Raw genomic sequence first — 16,051 nt, forward strand, 5'->3', positions numbered from 1 at the left:
CTCGGCGGCATGGACACCGCATCCACCACCTCGTCGCCTGCGCGCTCCTCTCGGCGCAACCGCCCCCTCGCACGGGCCCACCGCCGATGACGCGATCGAAGGCCATGGCCTGGGCGGGGGGTGTCCTGTACCTCGTCGCGCTCGGTGTGCTGGCGGGGGTCCTGGTGTGGGCCTCGGGCACGGTGCACGCCGTCGGGTCGCTGCTCGCCGCGAGCCTTCTCGTCGGCGTGGTACGCCGGATGCCGCTGCTCGCCCTGGCCATGACCCTTTTGGGATCCGCCGCCGCGGTGACGCTCACCCCCGTCTCCCTGCCTGTGGACCTGCAGGGGTCGTTCCAGGGCGAGTTCCTCTCGTTCCTGGCGGTGGACCTCGTCCTCGGCTTCATCGTCGCCACCTGCGCGCGGAGCGCTTCGATCGTCGCCGCGGCCGTCTCCTTCACTGCGCAATTCCTGTTGATCGGCATTTTCGCGCATGGCGACAACCTCGCGGTCAACGGCGTGATCGCCCTCCTGGCGATGGCCGCCTCCTGTCTGGCCGGCCTGCTGAACCGCGAGCGCCGGGAGCACACGGCAGCGCTGCGCGACCGGGAGGTGGCCGAGGCCGTGACCGCCGAACGACTGGGAATCGCGCGGGAGTTGCACGACATGGTCGCGCACAGCATCGGCATCATCGCCATCCAGGCGGGGGTGGGCCACCAGGTGATGGAGACACAGCCCTCGGAGGCCCGCAACGCGCTGCACGCCATCGAGACCACCAGCCGGGAGACCCTGTCGGGCCTCCGCCGCACCCTCGTGGCCCTCCGTCAGGCCGACGCGGACGGCGCCACGGCCTCGGGACGGGCACCGCTCGGGCCCTCGCCGGGCCTCGACGACGTCGAACGGCTGGCGGCGACGACCGAGCAGGCTGGAGTACGCGTCGAGGTGCGTCGCAGCGGGAACCCGCGACCCCTTCCGGCCGACATCGACCTGTCCGCGTACCGCATCGTGCAGGAGGCGCTGACGAACGTGGTCCGGCACGCGGACACCGGGCGCTGCCGGGTGACCATCGCCTTCGGGAACGAGGAGCTGTCCGTGGAGGTCGTCGACGACGGCCGCGGCACCACCGGGAACGGCTCCGCCCACGGCTTCGGCCTTGTGGGCATGCGGGAGCGCGTCGGCCTGCTGCACGGCCACCTCAGCACCGGGCCGCGCCCCGGGGGCGGCTTCCGGGTGGCGGCCCGGCTCCCGCTGCCCGAACCCGCCGGCGCCCGCATGGAGGCCCGATGACGATCCGCGTCGTGCTCGCCGACGACCAGCCGCTGGTCCGCTCCGGGCTGCGGGTCCTGATGGCCGATCACCCCGACCTCGAGGTCGTCGGTGAAGCCGCCACAGGCGCCGAGGCGGTCCAACTGGTCAGGGATGTCGGTCCCGATGTCGTGGTGATGGACATCAGGATGCCCGGCATGGACGGGATCGAGGCCACGCGCCTGATCACGGCCGGCCCGGCGACCGCTCGCGTCCTGGTGCTGACCACCTTCGACGAGGACGACCACGTCTACGGCGCGCTCCGGGCCGGTGCGAGCGGTTTCGTGGTCAAGGACATGGCGCTGAGCGACATCCTCGGTGCGATCCGCGTCGTCGCCGCGGGCGACGCACTGATCGCACCGGGTGTGACACGCCGTCTGATCGCGGACTTCGCCGGACGGCCCCGGTCCGCCCCGGAGCGCTCTCCGCGGCCGATCGAGGGCATCACCGAGAGGGAACGGGAAGTGCTCACCCGGGTCGGGCGCGGCCGGACGAACACCGAGATCGCGGACGACCTCGTCATCTCGGTGGCGACCGCCAAGTCGCACGTCTCACGGCTCTTCACCAAACTGGGAGCCCGGGACCGCGTCCAACTCGTGATCATCGCTTACGAGGCCGGGCTGGTCACACTGCCTCGATGACTGCATGCACGATACGTCCGCGGTGTGGTGCCGGGCGTCGGGGCCATACGGTCTGTCCTCCGTCCGCGGAACCTCGTTGACGCAACCCTCATCTACAAGATGTAGTAGGTAAGGGTAGGGTCCCTTGACTGGCTCGTCGAACAGCAGCACCGGAGGGTCGCCGAGCAGAACCGTGGCGATGCCGAACTCTGTCACGCTCTCGTCGGCGATCAGCTCGCTCCGGCCGGCGCCGCAGCTGCGGCCGTGAAGGTGGCGGCGCCAATCAGCAGTTGACGGGGTCTCGGGGCATGGCTGTGCCTCGTGTCACGCAGGGGACGGCGGGCGGGAGTGGCCCGGGCGCACGGAGTCTACGTAACTGTAGACGATGGGGAAAGGCTTCCCTTATGCGCGGTGATGGTGATGGCGTGGCGTCCGGCGACGGTCAGTGGCAGCCGTCGGCTCCTTCTCCCTGTGCGATCTCCACGCCGGTGTGCACCGAGACCGCCCCGGCGATGGCGGAGGCGCCCGCCGCACCGATCACCAGCACGACGACCAGAAGCGCCGGAGCCAGGCGGCGGGTGGGGGCGTGGGAGAGGAGGGCCTTGACGCGCGCGGGTACGGGCCCGGTGGCCGCCCCAGGGGTGAAGGACGGCAACTGAGTCCGCGAGCGGGTGATGGCCAGCGCTGCGCGGCCCACAGCTCGCGCGGTCAGCGTGCGGTCACCCGCCGCATCCGCGGCGGTCTCGTCCGCGGCGCGCTCGGCGGCGAACGACACCTGCGCAGCCACGGCCGCGAGTGCGGGGTGACACCAGGCGGCGAGCTGGGCGGTGGCGAGGAAGAGGTGGTGGCGTGCCGCGAGGTGGGCGCGCTCATGGGCGAGGAGAACCTCCCGCTCCGCCGCGGCCAGTGCGCTGAGCATGCCCGTTGTCACCACGACCCGGCCGGGGCTGCGGCCGCCGCCGGGCAATGCGTAAGCGTCCGGAGTGTCGTCGACGACGACGCAGAGCCCGCCGGCGTGCGGGAGGCCGGCGACATCGCTGTGGGCCGCACGCAGCCGTCGCACTTCCGACAGCGTCCGGCGTACCGCGGTGACGGAGGTGACGGCCAGAGCGCCGCCCGCCACAGCGGACAGCGTCAGAACCAGCACGCCGGGCCCGGCCTCGAGCGGCTGGATGAGATCGACCAGGGCCGCGACCGCCGGAATCGTGAGGGCCAGGGGAAGCAGGAGCACCCCCAGGCAGGCCACCACCCCCACCGCAAGAGCCGCCGACGCCGACGTGAGTGCCCACAGCGCGATCTCCGGCCGTACCCGGTGGACCAGCCGCCGCGCCAGCGGGGGGAGGGCGAAGGGCAGGACAAGGGGGATCAGCAGCAGGGCGATCAAGGGTTGCCTTCCTCCAGCAGTCGTCGCAGCTCCGCTTCGTCGTCGGGGCTGAGCCCTCGGACGAACCGTGCCAGCACCGTGCTCCGGTCCTCGTCCTGGTCGAGCTCACGGTGCATACGGCGGGCAGTCAAGCCGTGCGAGTCGTCCACGGGAAAATAGAGAAAACCGCGCCCGCCCGGACTGCGGCCCACAGTGCCCTTCTCGTGGAGGCGGGCCAGCAGTGTCGCCACTGTCGTGCGGGCCAGCGCTGCGGTATCGCAGCCCTGACCTGCGCCGCCGACTGCGGCATCCCCGCGGCCCACAGCGCCGCGAGGATGCTGGCCTCCAGCTCGCCCGCCGGCCGGCGCTCGCTGTCGGAGTCCGTCATGGAACCTTCCTCTCCCGAGATCGTCTACAGTGGCGTAGGCCGACTACAGACGTGTAGACATTGAGTGCTCGGCCACAGCCGACACCCGTACCGGCCGCCCCCGCGGCCGATAGTCAAGCACTCATTATTGAAGGGGATCGAGCCGATGGCTCTCACGCACCTCGCCGCATCGCCGGCGGTGGACCTCGCTGTGAACGTGCTCGACGCGAAGTCCCTGCTTGCCGCTTTCGGCACGCTCGGTATCGCCGTCGTCCTGTTCGCCGAGACGGGCCTGCTCGTCGGGTTCTTCCTGCCTGGCGACTCGTTGCTGTTCACCGCCGGACTGCTGTGCGCCGGCTCAGCCGCCTCCCCGGGGCACCTGTCGCTGCCCTGGGTCCTGGTTGCCGCAGCCGCCGGAGCCGTGGCCGGCGCCCAGACCGGATACCTGCTGGGGCGGCGGGCCGGTCCCGCCTTCCTCGCCCGCACGAAGTCCCGCAAGATCAGCGAGGGCGCGGCCAGAGCCGGAGAGATCCTGCACCGCTACGGCTATGCGAAGGCGATCGTCCTCGCTCGCTTCCTCCCGATCGTGCGGACCGTTCTCAACCCGCTCGCAGGCATCCTGGGTGTCCCGGCACGCACCTTTGCCCTGTGGCAGGTGCTCGGCGGGCTGCTGTGGACCATCGGTCTGGTCCTCGGCGGATACGCTCTCGGCGCCTCCGTCCCGAACGTCGATCGCTACCTCCTGCCGATCATCGTGGTCATCGTCGTCATCTCCCTGATCCCCGTCGGCCTCGAACTGCTTCGGTCGCGTCGAGCCCGCGCCGAAGGAAGTGCCTGAACCGTGCGGGTTCGGGTGTGCTCAGGCTGTCGGCCGTGGACGGGCCACTCACACGCCGCCGTACGTACGGGAAGACGGAGCCGGCACTACAGAACCGGCTTGGAGATCACGCACCTGACCACCACGCGGCCGGGACCGGCGGCGCCACCCGTCGCATCACGCGCATCTCCCCGCCCGCGCTCACCTCGTACGGCTCCGCCGCGTCCAACCAACATCACAGAAACGGACCCAGATGAGTGCCATCAGCATCGGCCAGGCCGCAGTCCTCGGAGTCGTCGAAGGCATCACGGAATTCCTGCCTGTCTCCTCCACCGGCCACCTGAAGATCACCGAGGGGCTGATGGGCATCCCGGTCGACGACACCTCCGTCGTCGGCTTCACCGCGGTGATCCAGGTCGGCGCGATCGCCGCCGTGCTTGTGTACTTCTTCAAGGACATCGTGCGGATCGTCTCCGCCTGGGGCCGTGGCATCGCCAACCGCGAAGAGCGGTACCACCACGACTACAAGTTCGGCTGGTGGGTGATCTACGCGACCATCCCGGTAGTCGTCGTCGGCCTGGCCGCCAAGCCGCTCATCGAGGGACCGCTGGCCTCTCTGTGGGTGGTCGCCGGCTCGCTGATCGTCGGCAGCGGCGTGATGTGGGCCGCCGACCAGATGGGCCGCCACAAGCGCGGCGAGGACGACACCACCCTCAAGGACGCCATGCTCGTCGGCTCCGCGCAGATCCTCGCCCTGCTCTTCCCCGGGTTCTCCCGCTCGGGCGCCACGATGTCCACCGCGCTCATCCTCGACCTGGACCGCGTGGCGGCGACCCGGCTCTCCTTCTTCCTCGGTATCCCCGCGCTGACCGGCGCCGGCCTGTACGAGCTGAAGGACGCTGTCGGCACGGGGGTCGGCGTCGCCCCCATCGTCGTGGGGACCGCCGTCTCGTTCGTAGTCGCGTACGCCTCAATCGCCTGGCTGCTGAAGTTCGTCGCCAAGCACTCCTTCAACAGCTTCGTGATCTACCGCGTCGTCGTCGGTGTGCTGCTGCTCGGCCTGCTCGCCTCAGGCGCGCTCACCGCATGAGGATCTGTCCATTGATGTCGGAGCCCGAGTCTGTCCGTCCCCCTGCGGCAAGCCTGGGGGCCTGGTCGGGACTTACCCTGCGGCACCCGTTGCCGCTGCCGAGCGGACTGTGTCCAACGGTGCCGCGTTCCAGGCCATGTCCCTGACCGCAAAGCAACCAGCGACCACCGTGACCGAGCGTGGTTGATCACGCCCGGAGCGGGCTGCGGGCCCGCTGCCAGCTGACGGCGACCTTCACGGAATGGCTCGTCGCCGCGGTAAAGCGGGTGGTGGCCACGTGTCGCCGGGCTGACCTGGCTGATCGCCCAGGGGCCCGGGGGCGAAGCCGAACCCGGCACGTTCCGGATCCCGAAGTCGCACCGGCGCATCGAGCCACGACTACCGGGAACTGAACAACGCCTCGGCCTTGACCACTTCGAGGGCGGGTTCTTCCTCCGCCGGCGCCGCCACGGCTCCCCACGTCACCGCGCTCACCTACTCCTGACCGGGCAACGCATCGTTCCGCAGCGCTCCGTGCACGGGGATGTTTCTGCCCTTGGCGCAGTTGGTGAGGAGACCCTCGGTAGTGTCCACGGCGGAGACGACCGCGGTGACCTTCGCGTTGCCGTCGAACCAGGTGTCCCACAACGCCCACCCTTCGGTGCGTGCTTCCACTCCCAGTCGGGCGCAGGCATGCGGGTAGGTCTCGTCGGTGCCGATAGGCACAGCCTCGGGCCGGATGAGGGCCACGGCGGCTATGTGGTCACGGTGGGATCGATGAAGTTACGGCTCGTTCTTCTCGAACGCCGGTGGCCGGCTGATGCTCTCGTCGACGCGTCGAGCCCGTCAGGAGGTCCGAATCACTCGCCCGGTCACCTGTGTGGGATTGATGCGGACCCACAGGTCACGTTTCCCGCCGGCCCATGGGCCCGTCGCCGCCTGTTCGGACAGCTGACGTACGTCGCCAGGATCGTCTACGTGCTCGACCCTGCCGACGGCCAGGATGCTCCATCCCGAGCTCATGGCCTCGTCGACGTGATCGACCTCGAAGGCGACCTCGGTTCCCGGCGCAGCAGCCGTCACCGCGTCGGGATCCGTGCGGTAGACGATGGTGCCGGCAAGCACGGTGTAATTGACGGGTAGGACCACTGGCCCCTCCGAAGTGGCCATCGCGACGCGGCCGACTCCGTGCGTGCCGAGCCGGTCCCGGCACTCCTCGGCGCCAAGTTTTTGAAGAACCGGATGGGGTGCGGCGGAGCCTTGCCCTGGAGGCTCAGCAGCGGTGCCCTCGAGCAGTTCGTCGGGCGTGGTGCGCAAGGCGGCGGCAATCCGCAGGAGGCCTGCAGGGTCGAAATCGCCGCTGGCTTCTTGTAGAAGTTCCAGATAATGGGGGGACATGCCTGCCCGACGCGCCACCTCCTCACGGCTGATTCCGAGCATCGCGCAACGCTGCGTCACACGGCGAGCCACCTCGCCCGCCTGAGGTTTGGGCGCGCCGGCAGGTCGGTGGGAGGGTGTGGGGTTCTGGCTCACGGCTCTGCACCTCCTACTGTCGAGGATGTCACCGGCGGCGTTCGCGGTCCTGTCGGCCGAGGGTTCCTCGACAGGCCGCTCGGAGGCCGGACGGCGTGATTTCCCGGCCTGTGGCAGCCGAACCGCCACCGGTGCGCCCTTGTACTCGCGCACCCCCCACGCTGAGTGTCGCGGGCGACTCGGTGCCGTGCCGGAGCGGAGGGGATGAGGTCAGATGGACACCGACATGGACAGGGACCTGGGCTCCACGTGGTGGGAGCCGCTGCCCGACCCGGAATCGTTCGGACACGTGGTCGTCGGGGTCGACGGCTCGCCGGCCTCCGGACGTGCGCTGGACGCCGCCGTAGCAGCCGCTGTCCGGTGGCCGTCGTCCCGGTTCCGGCGCCGGGACAGCCGTGATGACGCCGGCATCGGTCGGGCCGTGATCGAGGCACGGCGGGAACGACACGGCCGGAGTGGCCGATGCCACCGGGCACGGTGCCGGGGGAGCCGGCTGGAGATCCCGCGCAACCGATGGAATTGTGGGAGAGATCCCGTCCGACCGCCGTCGCGGCTTGGCTCAGTGGATCAGGCGGCCGCTTCGGGACCAGCCGTCCCGAACACGGCGTGCGAAGGCCGGTCCCGTGGCCGAGGTGATGCGGCGATGGTCCCATGGGAACGACTGCACCTGGGAGGCAACGATGACGGGTTCACCAGGTCACCGGCCCATCGTGGTCGGTGTCGCTCCGGAACCGGCGCGCCGGTCCGCGCTCACCTGGGCGGTCGACGAGGCCGCGCGGCGACGGCTTCCCCTGCTCCTGCTGCACGCCCAGGGTGTTCCCACGGGCGGATACCGGACGGACGAGGTCCTGCCTTCCTGGGAGCAGTGGAACGAGGCCCTGCACACGGCGGGGGAGCAGCTGCTGGCCGAGGCCGTGGCGTTCGCCGAGTCCCGGCAGCCGGACGTGAAGGTCTCCGCACTGCTTGCCGAAGGAGATCCCGTCTGGGTCGTGCGCGAGCAGGCCCAGGACGCCGCCCTGGTGGTGCTCGGCTCCCGGCATCCGGCCACCGCCCAGGATCTGTTCCACTCTGCGTCGGTCACGCTTCCGGTGGTCGCCCAGGCCCGGTGTCCCGTGGCGGTGGTACCGGAGTCGGAAGCCACGGGGCAGGCGCAGACGCATTGGGTCGTCGGTGTGGACGGCAGCGCCCATTCGGCGGCAGCCGTGGACTTCGCCTTCGACGAGGCATCCCTGCACGGTGTGGGCCTGCATGCCGTATACGCCTGGCACCCCGCGCTGCTCGGCAGCCTGAACAGGGCCGCGGCGGAGGAAGAGGCACGGCAGGCACTGGCGCAAGCGGTGACTGAGCCCGCAGCCGGCCATCCGGACGTGGACCTCCGCCAGGAGGTCGTACGCGGTCACCCCGTCCAGGCGCTCACCGACGCCTCGGCCCACTGCAGGGGACTGGTCGTCGGCACGCGAGGACTCGGCGGTTTCACCGGCATGCTGATGGGCTCGGTCAGCCAGGGCGTGCTCCATCACGCGCGATCACCGGTCGTCGTCGTACCGCACACCGACGGGAAGAGCAGCGATTAGACCCCATGCCACCCACGGTCGCGCGGGCGCGCCGATGGGGGCGTCGCCGAGAGGAGGCATTGTGAACACGCGGCAGGACAACAGGCCACGGATCGTCGTCGGTGTCGACGGTTCACCGTCCTCGAAGGAGGCGCTCGCCTGGGCGGTGCGGCAGGCGTCGCTGGTGGACGGAGTGATCGACGCCGTGATCGCTTGGGAGTATCCGCAGTTCTACGGCTCGTTCGGCTGGATGCCCCCCACGGGTCAGGATCTGAATCTCGAAGGCGCGGCGGCACAGGCCCTCGATGACACCATCGCAACCGTGACCGGGGCGGAGCCGGCGGTGGACATCCACAGCCGCGTCGAATACGGCACGCCGGCCGGTGTGCTGCTCGCGGCGGCCGAAGGCGCGTCGTTGCTGGTGCTCGGGAACCGTGGTCACGGTGGGTTCGCCGAGGCACTGCTGGGATCGGTGGGACAGCACTGCACCCAGCACTCACCGTGCCCGATCGTGATCGTCAGGGGACAGGACCAGTCGGCCGCGCCCGGACCCGCGGTGGCGAGCCACACCCAGTGACCGAGATGGCCTTTCATGCTGCCCGGGGCTGAGCCGGGTACGCCGGCGGCGGGCACGGACGGATCGTGTGTGCTGCCGCGGACTCTGCGGGAAATCACCGCGCCGCTTCGTGCCCTACTCGCACAGCCCGGCCGCGTGGTCCGGCACAAACGTCTGCAAGTCGAGCGGTGGCCGCTGATATCCCGTCGAAGGCGGCCGCCGGGGCAGTTCGATCGCAGAGAGCGGAACTTCCTCGTACGGGATCTCTTCCGGCCAGGTGGTGCCGGGTGGCGACTGGTGCAAAGGACCACAGGGGCATCGGTCGTGCCGGACCAGGAGCTCCGGGAACCGGTGGTGGGAAGGAGGGGAATCACGGTCGGACGAGACGAGCCGTTCGGCCCCAGGATCGATGAACGGCGGCCGCGTGTTCAGTCGGTGTCCTGCCGGTCGTGCACCCAGGCGGCGTACGCCGCCAGGGCGGTCGGCAGCGTCGGGAAGATGCGGTCCCGCCCGACCGCCTCGGTCAGACCGTAGGCGTCCAGGTCGTCCAGCAGATCCTGCTTGACCCGGGCGAGCGCGAACACGATGCCGCGGCGGGTCAGTTCGAGACGCAGTGCGTCCACCGCGTCCAGCGCGGTGATGTCCACCTCGACGTTGGCCTCGGTGTTGAGCACGAACCAGCGAACTCGCCCGTCATGGGCGTCGACCGCGGCGAGGGCCCTGCCACGGAAGTCCTCGGCGTTGGCGAAGAACAGTGGCGAGTCGTAGCGGTAGACCAGCAGGCCGGGAATCGTGCGGGCCCGCGGATAGTCGTCCACGTCGTGCATCCCCGCGAGTCCGGGGACCAGGCCCTCGATCGCGTCGTGCGGACGGGCCACCCGGGACAGCATCTCGGCGACCGACAACCCCACGGCCACGAGCACGCCGTACAAGATGTCGAGGGCGAGGACACCGAGCAGGCAGGCGAGGGCGAGCAGCAACTCACGGCGGCGGAAGCCGGCCAGCCGCCGGAAGCCGGGCAGGTCGATCAGCCGGCAGGCGGCGAAGACGACGATCGCGCCGAGTACCGCGCTCGGCAGGTCGGACAGAAACGGGCCCAGGAAGAGCAGGACGCACACCACGGCAACGAAGGCCACCAGGGAGTACACCTGGCTGCGGCTCCCGGCCTGAGCCCCGAGCGCGGTACGGCTGGCGCTGCTGCTCACCGGGAAGCCGTGCAGCACGCCCGCACCGAGGTTGGAGGCCCCGAGCGCCAGCAGTTCCTGATTGGGATCGAGGCCGTGGCCGCCGCGGGCCGCGAAGGCCCGGGCCGTGAGGATGACGTCGGTGTAGCCGACCAGCAGCACGCCGACCGCCGGCAGCACCAGGTTCGGCAGGTCACCCGGCGCCGGCAGTGACGGGCTCGGCAGGCCCGAGGGCACCTCCCCGATGACGGCGACACCGTGCCCGCGCAGTCCGAGGACGGAGACCGCGACCGCGCCGAACACCACGGCCAGCAGCGGGCCAGGGGCCATCGGCGCCCAGCGCCCCATCAGGAAGAGGAAGACGAGGGCGCACGCGGCCACGATCACGGTCGGCGGCTCCGCCTGCGGCAGGTGCGTCACGAAGGACGCCACCTGCGGGAAGAACGCGGTACCCGGGACGGGTACGCCGGTGAGCTTCGGCAGCTGATCAACGATCATGATCATCGCCACGCCCGCCAGATAGCCGACCAGCACCGGCCGCGACAGCAGGTCCGCCACGACTCCCACCCGCGCGGCCCACGCGACCACCGCCAGCAGGCCGACCACCACAGCCAGCGCCGCGGCCAGGACCGCGTATCGCCCGGGGTCGCCCGCGGCCAATGGCGCGAGCGCGGTCGCCGTCATGAGCGCGGTGGTCGACTCCGGACCGATGGACATCTGCCGGGACGAGCCCAGCACCGCGTACAACACCAGTGGTGCCAGTGCCGCCCACAGTCCGGCGACCGGCGGCAGCCCGGCAAGCCCTGCGTACGCCATGACCTGCGGCACGAGATAGGCAGCGACGGTCAGCCCGGCGACGACGTCACCCCGCAGCCATGACCTGCGGTATCCGGTCATGACCGCGACTCCCGGCAGCGTCCTGCGCCACGTCTGCGTCTTCGGCATGCGCCCATCCTGACTCCTCTGCACTCCTCTGTTTCCTTGGCACTCGTGTCGCGGCGCGCTGCCCGACGACACTGACCCCGTTCTGCTGGATGCCAAGCGCTTCGACTGACCGAATCCGGGGGCGGATCGGCGAGCGGGCTCACGCTGTTCCACGAGAAGGGTCGGCAAAATCGGTTCCTGCGCCGCGACATCCAGATGCCGGGCCCGGCACCGGCCGAGCGGGACGGGAGCGGATCCGGAAGTACCGTCGCATGGCCCTACGGGGGCCGTGCGGCCCAGGCGGTCGCCCGGCCGGCCCTACCCAATGGGCCCCGGACGGAGACAGGCTGCAGGGAACGACCGTGACGTTCCGGAGGAGCCATGTCGTCGCACGACATTCCCGCAGCAGAACTCGCAGCCTTGGACGCCCACTGGCGCGCCGCGAACTACCTGGCCGTCGGCCAGATCTACCTGATGGCCAATCCACTCCTGACCGAGCCGCTGCGCCCCGAGCACATCAAGCCCCGGCTGCTCGGCCACTGGGGCACCTCGCCGGGCCTGAACCTCGTGCACACCCACCTCAACCGCGTCATCGGCGCCCGCGGCATGCGCGCCCTGTGCGTCTGGGGCCCGGGCCACGGGGGTCCCGCGGTGCTCGCGAACTCCTGGCTGGAGGGCAGCTACACCGAGACGTACCCGGACGTCACCCGGGACGCCGCCGGCATGGCGCGGCTGTTCCGGCAGTTCTCCTTCCCCGGCGGCGTGCCCAGCCACGTGGCCCCCGAGACCCCCGGCTCGATCCACGAGGGCGGCGAACTCGGCTACTCCCTCTCGCACGCCTACGGCGCCGCCTTCGACCACCCGGACCTGCTGGTCGCCTGCGTCATCGGCGACGGCGAGGCGGAGACCGGCCCCCTGGCCGCGTCCTGGCACTCCAACAAGTTCCTCGACCCCGTCCACGACGGCGCCGTCCTGCCGATCCTCCACCTGAACGGCTACAAGATCGCCAACCCTGCGGTACTGGCCCGGCTCCCGGAGGCCGAGCTCGACGAACTGCTGCGCGGCTACGGCCACGACCCGCTGCACGTCACCGGCGACGACCCCCTGGCCGTGCACGCCGCGATGGCTCACGCCATGGACACCGCCCTGGACCGCATCGCCCGCATCCAGGGCGCCGCCCGCACCGGCGACGGCGGCACTGCCGAGCGCCCGCGCTGGCCGGTGATCGTGCTGCGCACCCCCAAGGGCTGGACGGGCCCGGCCGAGGTCGACGGGGTTCCGGTGGAGAACACCTGGCGCGCGCACCAGGTCCCGCTGTCAGGCGTGCGCGACAACCCCGCCCACCTGGCCCAACTGGACGCGTGGCTGCGCTCGTACCGGCCCGCGGAGCTCTTCGACGAGGAAGGCCGGCCGCGCGAGGAGGCGCTGGCCTGCGTACCCGCGGGCGACCGCAGGCTCGGCGCCACCCCGTACGCCAACGGCGGGCTGCTGCTGCGCGACCTGCCGCTCCCGCCGCTGGAGCGCTTCGCGGTCGCGGTCGACAAGCCCGGCGCCTGCCTTCACGAGCCCACCCGCGTGCTCGGCGGGCTGCTGGAGGAGGTGATGGCGGCCACCGCCGGGCGCCGCGACTTCCGTCTCGTCGGACCCGACGAGACCGCCTCCAACCGCCTGGAGGCGGTGTTCGGCGCGTCCGGCAAGGCCTGGCAGGCGCGGACGCTACCGGTGGACGAGCACCTGGACCGGCACGGCCGGGTCATGGAGATCCTTTCCGAGCACACCTGCCAGGGCTGGCTGGAGGGCTACCTCCTCACCGGGCGGCACGGGCTGTTCTCCTGCTACGAGGCCTTCGTCCACATCGTCGACTCGATGGTCAACCAGCACATCAAGTGGCTGCGGACCACCCGCGCGCTGCCCTGGCGGCGCCCCATCGCCTCCCTCAACTACCTGCTCACCTCGCACGTGTGGCGGCAGGACCACAACGGCTTCTCGCACCAGGACCCCGGCTTCATCGACCATGTGCTGAACAAGGCTCCCGAGGTGGTGCGGGTCTACCTGCCGCCGGACGCCAACACCCTTCTGTCGGTGGCCGAGCACGTCCTGCGCAGCCGGGACCACGTCAACGTGGTCGTCGCCGGCAAGCAGCCCTGCCACGACTGGCTGGACCTGGAGGCCGCCCGCGCCCACACCGCGCGCGGCGCCGGTGTGTGGGCGTGGGCCGGCACCGAGGACGGCACCCGTGAACCGGACGTCGTCCTGGCCTGCGCCGGTGACGTGCCGACCCTGGAAGTCATGGCCGCCGTCTCGCTGCTGCGCAGGTACCTGCCGGAACTCGCCGTGCGCGTCGTCAACATCGTCGACCTCGCGCATCTGCTGCCCAAGGACGAGCACCCGCACGGCATGGCCGACCCCGAGTACGACGCCCTGTTCACCCGCGACAAGCCGGTGATCCTCGCCTACCACGGCTATCCGTGGCTGATCCACCGCCTGGCGTACCGCCGGGCCGGCCACGCCAACCTGCATGTGCGCGGCTACAAGGAGATCGGCACCACAACGACCCCCTTCGACATGGTCGTGCGCAACGACCTCGACCGCTACCGCCTCGTCATGGACGTCATCGACCGCGTCCCCGGTCTCGCGGTGCGCGCCGCCGCCGTACGGCAGCAGATGGAGGACGTACGGCTGCGGCACCACTCCTGGATCCGTGAGCACGGCACCGACCTCCCCGAAGTCACGGACTGGTCCTGGGCAAGCTGAGCACACACAAGATCCAAGGGCCGCCCTCCACGCGGAAGGCGGCCCTTGGTCGTTCCGGGCATCGCCGCCCAACAAGCCCTCGATGATGCCGCACACGGATCCAGGCGCATGACCAGCACACAGCCCGGCGCGGCGCTCTCCGACCTGCATGCGACGACCAAGCCACACCGACCACAGGGCCCCGAGGGCCTGCCGTCCTTCAGGCAGGTCCCGGCACCACATGCGCGAACCGTCGGGCAGCACTTCGCCGGCAAGCCGTTGCCTGGCCGAATGCCTCGTTCAATATCGCCCCGACATGAGAGTCGATCCAACGAATGCTGCAAATCGGGCGAAATCGTAATGTAGGCACTGGTCGCTGTACCGTGGGAGACCTACCTGGCAACGCCTGGCCGCGGTCATTTTGGGAGAGAGTTCACATGGCAATTCGGTTTGACGTGAAGTCGCTGGCTCCCGGTGATCGCGCGGATGCCATTCGTGAACTATCGCGGTCAGTGAACGGCCGGATAGAGGTGCACCTTCCTCGGGATCCGGCTCATCTGAGGGTAGTTGCGGACATCAACACGGTGGGTGCGGTGGAAGTCTCCGGAATCCACTGGAATGTGGCGGGCCTCCGGCGTGCAACCGCTCCTGCCAAAGAGGACATGGTGCCGCACGTTTTCCTCGTTCTGCAGGAATCGGGGGTCACCCGTTTCAGTCAGGGAGGCAAGCGGGGAGTGATCCGGGCGGGCGATCTCGCGCTGATCGACAATGCGAAGCCCTATGACATTTTCTTTGACGGCACCGTGCGTGCGGTCGTCGTCCGCGTTCCCACCCATGTGCTGGGGCTACGATCGTCCCTGCTCGGTCAGGTCGCAGCTGCACGAATGGGTTCGGAGCGCCCGCTCATAGGTGCCGCAGCGGCGTTCTTCGCCCGGTTGGCCCGCCATCAGGCGGCTGTCGGGGAGGCTGAGGCCTCTTTGCTCGCGCAGCCCTGCGTCGACCTGATCAGGGCGGTGGCCACTACGAGCCTGGACCGTGACGACCTGGCCAGAGGGCCTCTGCACAACACACTTCTTCAGCGCGTCGAGGAATACGTCCGTCTCCACCTGGCAGAATCCGACCTGACTGCCGCACGTATCGCCGCCGAGCATCATGTCTCCGTACGCCAAATCTACCTGACCCTGTCCCGAGCGGGAATCACCCTTGGCGACTGGGTAAGGACGCAGCGCCTCGAAGAATGCAGGAGAGAACTGGCTTCGCCCGTGCATCGATTCATGACGATCGAGGCGATCGCTCACCGGTGGGGGTTCGCCAGCGCACCCCATTTCAGTCGCGTATTCAAAGCGGCGTACGGCGTGAGCCCTCGCGAGTGGCGGTCGGAACAAGCGGCAGACTGAACGGACTTCCCATCGGCAACGGCGCGACCCCGCCTGAAGCCCGGATCGCCCTGCGATAGGCGCCAGGGGCTGGCTGCGACGAGCGTCGGTTGCGTCCCCATGCGGCCCTCGCAAGTGCATCGAGAAGGAGCGGTCACGACAAGAGGCTCCGATCTTCGACTCCTTTGTCCGTCATCGGGTGGCCAGAGCGCGAGTTCTCCGATGCCCCCAAGCTATCCGGTACACGGGTCGTCGTTTTGTCTTTGTGTGCACGGCTCCGCCTGCCGGCTTGCCTCGCCGTGCAAGGATTCGAGTCCGGCGCCCGGTCCCGGGGAGCAAGCCCCCTGGGTGCCAAGCGTCCGCGCGGCGTGACGCACTGCTGACACCGCGCTCGCGTCGAAGGGCGAATACAGCGCGTGAAAGGCGACCGACGGGCGGCTCACGAGCGCGACTCGGGCGCGGTGCGCCGGCCCGCAACTCGCGCCCATCACAGGACGCATCAGGCATTTCGCCCTGGTTGCCTTTCTCCGTCGCTTCGCCCTACTGTCCCCGCCGACGACGTCGTTGGCACCGAGCCCGTGCTGGTCGACGAGGGGGACGCCCCGGGAGGGCCACCTTGCGCGCGCTCTCCTTGGTGAGGGCCAGGTCCGTCCGGCCCCCGGTCACCCTCTCG

The 16,051-nt window shown here is 70.1% G+C and carries 12 protein-coding genes and 1 pseudogene; 8 read left to right on the plus strand and 5 right to left on the minus strand.

Annotation, left to right across the window (positions count from 1 at the left end; translation table 11 throughout):
• Positions 1-86 precede the first annotated feature (86 nt).
• Entirely contained in the window at positions 87-1,265 is a 1,179-nt protein-coding gene (locus ACFWVC_RS00460; protein ID WP_384273077.1) for a sensor histidine kinase, read from the plus strand.
• Positions 1,262-1,924, plus strand: coding sequence for a response regulator (locus tag ACFWVC_RS00465; RefSeq protein WP_384273080.1), 663 nt, complete (start codon positions 1,262-1,264; stop codon positions 1,922-1,924). The genes ACFWVC_RS00460 and ACFWVC_RS00465 overlap by 4 nt, the downstream gene beginning before the upstream one ends.
• A 421-nt stretch (positions 1,925-2,345) precedes the next feature.
• Here ACFWVC_RS00465 and ACFWVC_RS00470 read toward each other — a convergent pair whose 3' ends face one another.
• Together ACFWVC_RS00470 and ACFWVC_RS00475 are read right to left on the minus strand one after the other, a co-directional pair.
• Positions 2,346-3,287: a M48 family metalloprotease gene (locus ACFWVC_RS00470; protein ID WP_384273083.1), complete on the minus strand. Its 942-nt coding sequence runs from the start codon at positions 3,285-3,287 to the stop codon at positions 2,346-2,348.
• Positions 3,284-3,654: pseudogene (locus ACFWVC_RS00475) on the minus strand (BlaI/MecI/CopY family transcriptional regulator). Before ACFWVC_RS00475 ends, ACFWVC_RS00470 begins: the two are co-directional and overlap by 4 nt.
• 145 nt (positions 3,655-3,799) lie before the next feature.
• On the opposite strand from ACFWVC_RS00475, the gene ACFWVC_RS00480 reads away from it, so the two are divergent.
• Together ACFWVC_RS00480 and ACFWVC_RS00485 are read left to right on the plus strand one after the other, a co-directional pair.
• Positions 3,800-4,471: a DedA family protein gene (locus ACFWVC_RS00480; RefSeq protein ID WP_384273091.1), complete on the plus strand. Its 672-nt coding sequence runs from the start codon at positions 3,800-3,802 to the stop codon at positions 4,469-4,471.
• 232 nt (positions 4,472-4,703) lie between these two features.
• Entirely contained in the window at positions 4,704-5,540 is an 837-nt protein-coding gene (locus ACFWVC_RS00485; RefSeq protein ID WP_384273100.1) for an undecaprenyl-diphosphate phosphatase, read from the plus strand.
• 474 nt (positions 5,541-6,014) lie between these two features.
• On the opposite strand, the gene ACFWVC_RS00490 is transcribed toward ACFWVC_RS00485, so the two are convergent.
• Together ACFWVC_RS00490 and ACFWVC_RS00495 are read right to left on the minus strand one after the other, a co-directional pair.
• Positions 6,015-6,245, minus strand: a complete 231-nt coding sequence (locus ACFWVC_RS00490) for a hypothetical protein (RefSeq protein WP_384273105.1) — start codon at positions 6,243-6,245, stop codon at positions 6,015-6,017.
• A 120-nt stretch (positions 6,246-6,365) separates the two neighbouring features.
• Positions 6,366-7,052 carry a helix-turn-helix domain-containing protein gene (locus tag ACFWVC_RS00495; protein WP_384273114.1) on the minus strand — a complete coding sequence of 229 codons (687 nt, stop codon included), beginning with the start codon at positions 7,050-7,052 and terminating at the stop codon, positions 6,366-6,368.
• Positions 7,053-7,732: 680 nt separating this feature from the next.
• On the opposite strand from ACFWVC_RS00495, the gene ACFWVC_RS00500 reads away from it, so the two are divergent.
• Both ACFWVC_RS00500 and ACFWVC_RS00505 read left to right on the plus strand, forming a co-directional pair.
• Positions 7,733-8,626, plus strand: coding sequence for a universal stress protein (locus ACFWVC_RS00500; RefSeq protein ID WP_384273117.1), 894 nt, complete (start codon positions 7,733-7,735; stop codon positions 8,624-8,626).
• A 61-nt stretch (positions 8,627-8,687) separates the two neighbouring features.
• On the plus strand, positions 8,688-9,182 hold the full coding sequence (locus ACFWVC_RS00505) for a universal stress protein (RefSeq protein WP_384273120.1): 495 nt from the start codon (positions 8,688-8,690) through the stop codon (positions 9,180-9,182).
• Positions 9,183-9,589: 407 nt separating this feature from the next.
• Here the strand turns inward: ACFWVC_RS00505 and ACFWVC_RS00510 are convergent, their stop codons facing one another.
• Positions 9,590-11,290 (minus strand): SulP family inorganic anion transporter, encoded by a 1,701-nt coding sequence (locus ACFWVC_RS00510; RefSeq protein ID WP_384273123.1) that lies wholly within the window; start codon positions 11,288-11,290, stop codon positions 9,590-9,592.
• A 360-nt stretch (positions 11,291-11,650) separates the two neighbouring features.
• On the opposite strand from ACFWVC_RS00510, the gene ACFWVC_RS00515 reads away from it, so the two are divergent.
• Together ACFWVC_RS00515 and ACFWVC_RS00520 are read left to right on the plus strand one after the other, a co-directional pair.
• Positions 11,651-14,023 (plus strand): phosphoketolase, encoded by a 2,373-nt coding sequence (locus tag ACFWVC_RS00515; protein ID WP_384273129.1) that lies wholly within the window; start codon positions 11,651-11,653, stop codon positions 14,021-14,023.
• A gap of 416 nt (positions 14,024-14,439) precedes the next feature.
• Positions 14,440-15,399 carry a helix-turn-helix domain-containing protein gene (locus ACFWVC_RS00520; protein WP_384273136.1) on the plus strand — a complete coding sequence of 320 codons (960 nt, stop codon included), beginning with the start codon at positions 14,440-14,442 and terminating at the stop codon, positions 15,397-15,399.
• The last annotated feature ends 652 nt before the right edge of the window (positions 15,400-16,051 follow it).

The organism is Streptomyces sp. NPDC058691 (assembly GCF_042714775.1).
GTDB lineage: Bacteria > Actinomycetota > Actinomycetes > Streptomycetales > Streptomycetaceae > Actinacidiphila.

Excerpts from the sequence above, each read along its gene's own strand:
- ACFWVC_RS00460 (WP_384273077.1), top strand. The coding sequence starts at position 87 with ATGACGCGATCGAAGGCCATGGCCTGGGCGGGGGGTGTCCTGTACCTC.
- ACFWVC_RS00465 (WP_384273080.1), top strand. The coding sequence starts at position 1,262 with ATGACGATCCGCGTCGTGCTCGCCGACGACCAGCCGCTGGTCCGCTCC.
- ACFWVC_RS00480 (WP_384273091.1), top strand. The coding sequence starts at position 3,800 with ATGGCTCTCACGCACCTCGCCGCATCGCCGGCGGTGGACCTCGCTGTG.
- ACFWVC_RS00485 (WP_384273100.1), top strand. The coding sequence starts at position 4,704 with ATGAGTGCCATCAGCATCGGCCAGGCCGCAGTCCTCGGAGTCGTCGAA.
- ACFWVC_RS00500 (WP_384273117.1), top strand. The coding sequence starts at position 7,733 with ATGACGGGTTCACCAGGTCACCGGCCCATCGTGGTCGGTGTCGCTCCG.
- ACFWVC_RS00510 (WP_384273123.1), bottom strand. The coding sequence starts at position 11,290 with ATGCCGAAGACGCAGACGTGGCGCAGGACGCTGCCGGGAGTCGCGGTC.
- ACFWVC_RS00515 (WP_384273129.1), top strand. The coding sequence starts at position 11,651 with ATGTCGTCGCACGACATTCCCGCAGCAGAACTCGCAGCCTTGGACGCC.
- ACFWVC_RS00520 (WP_384273136.1), top strand. The coding sequence starts at position 14,440 with ATGGCAATTCGGTTTGACGTGAAGTCGCTGGCTCCCGGTGATCGCGCG.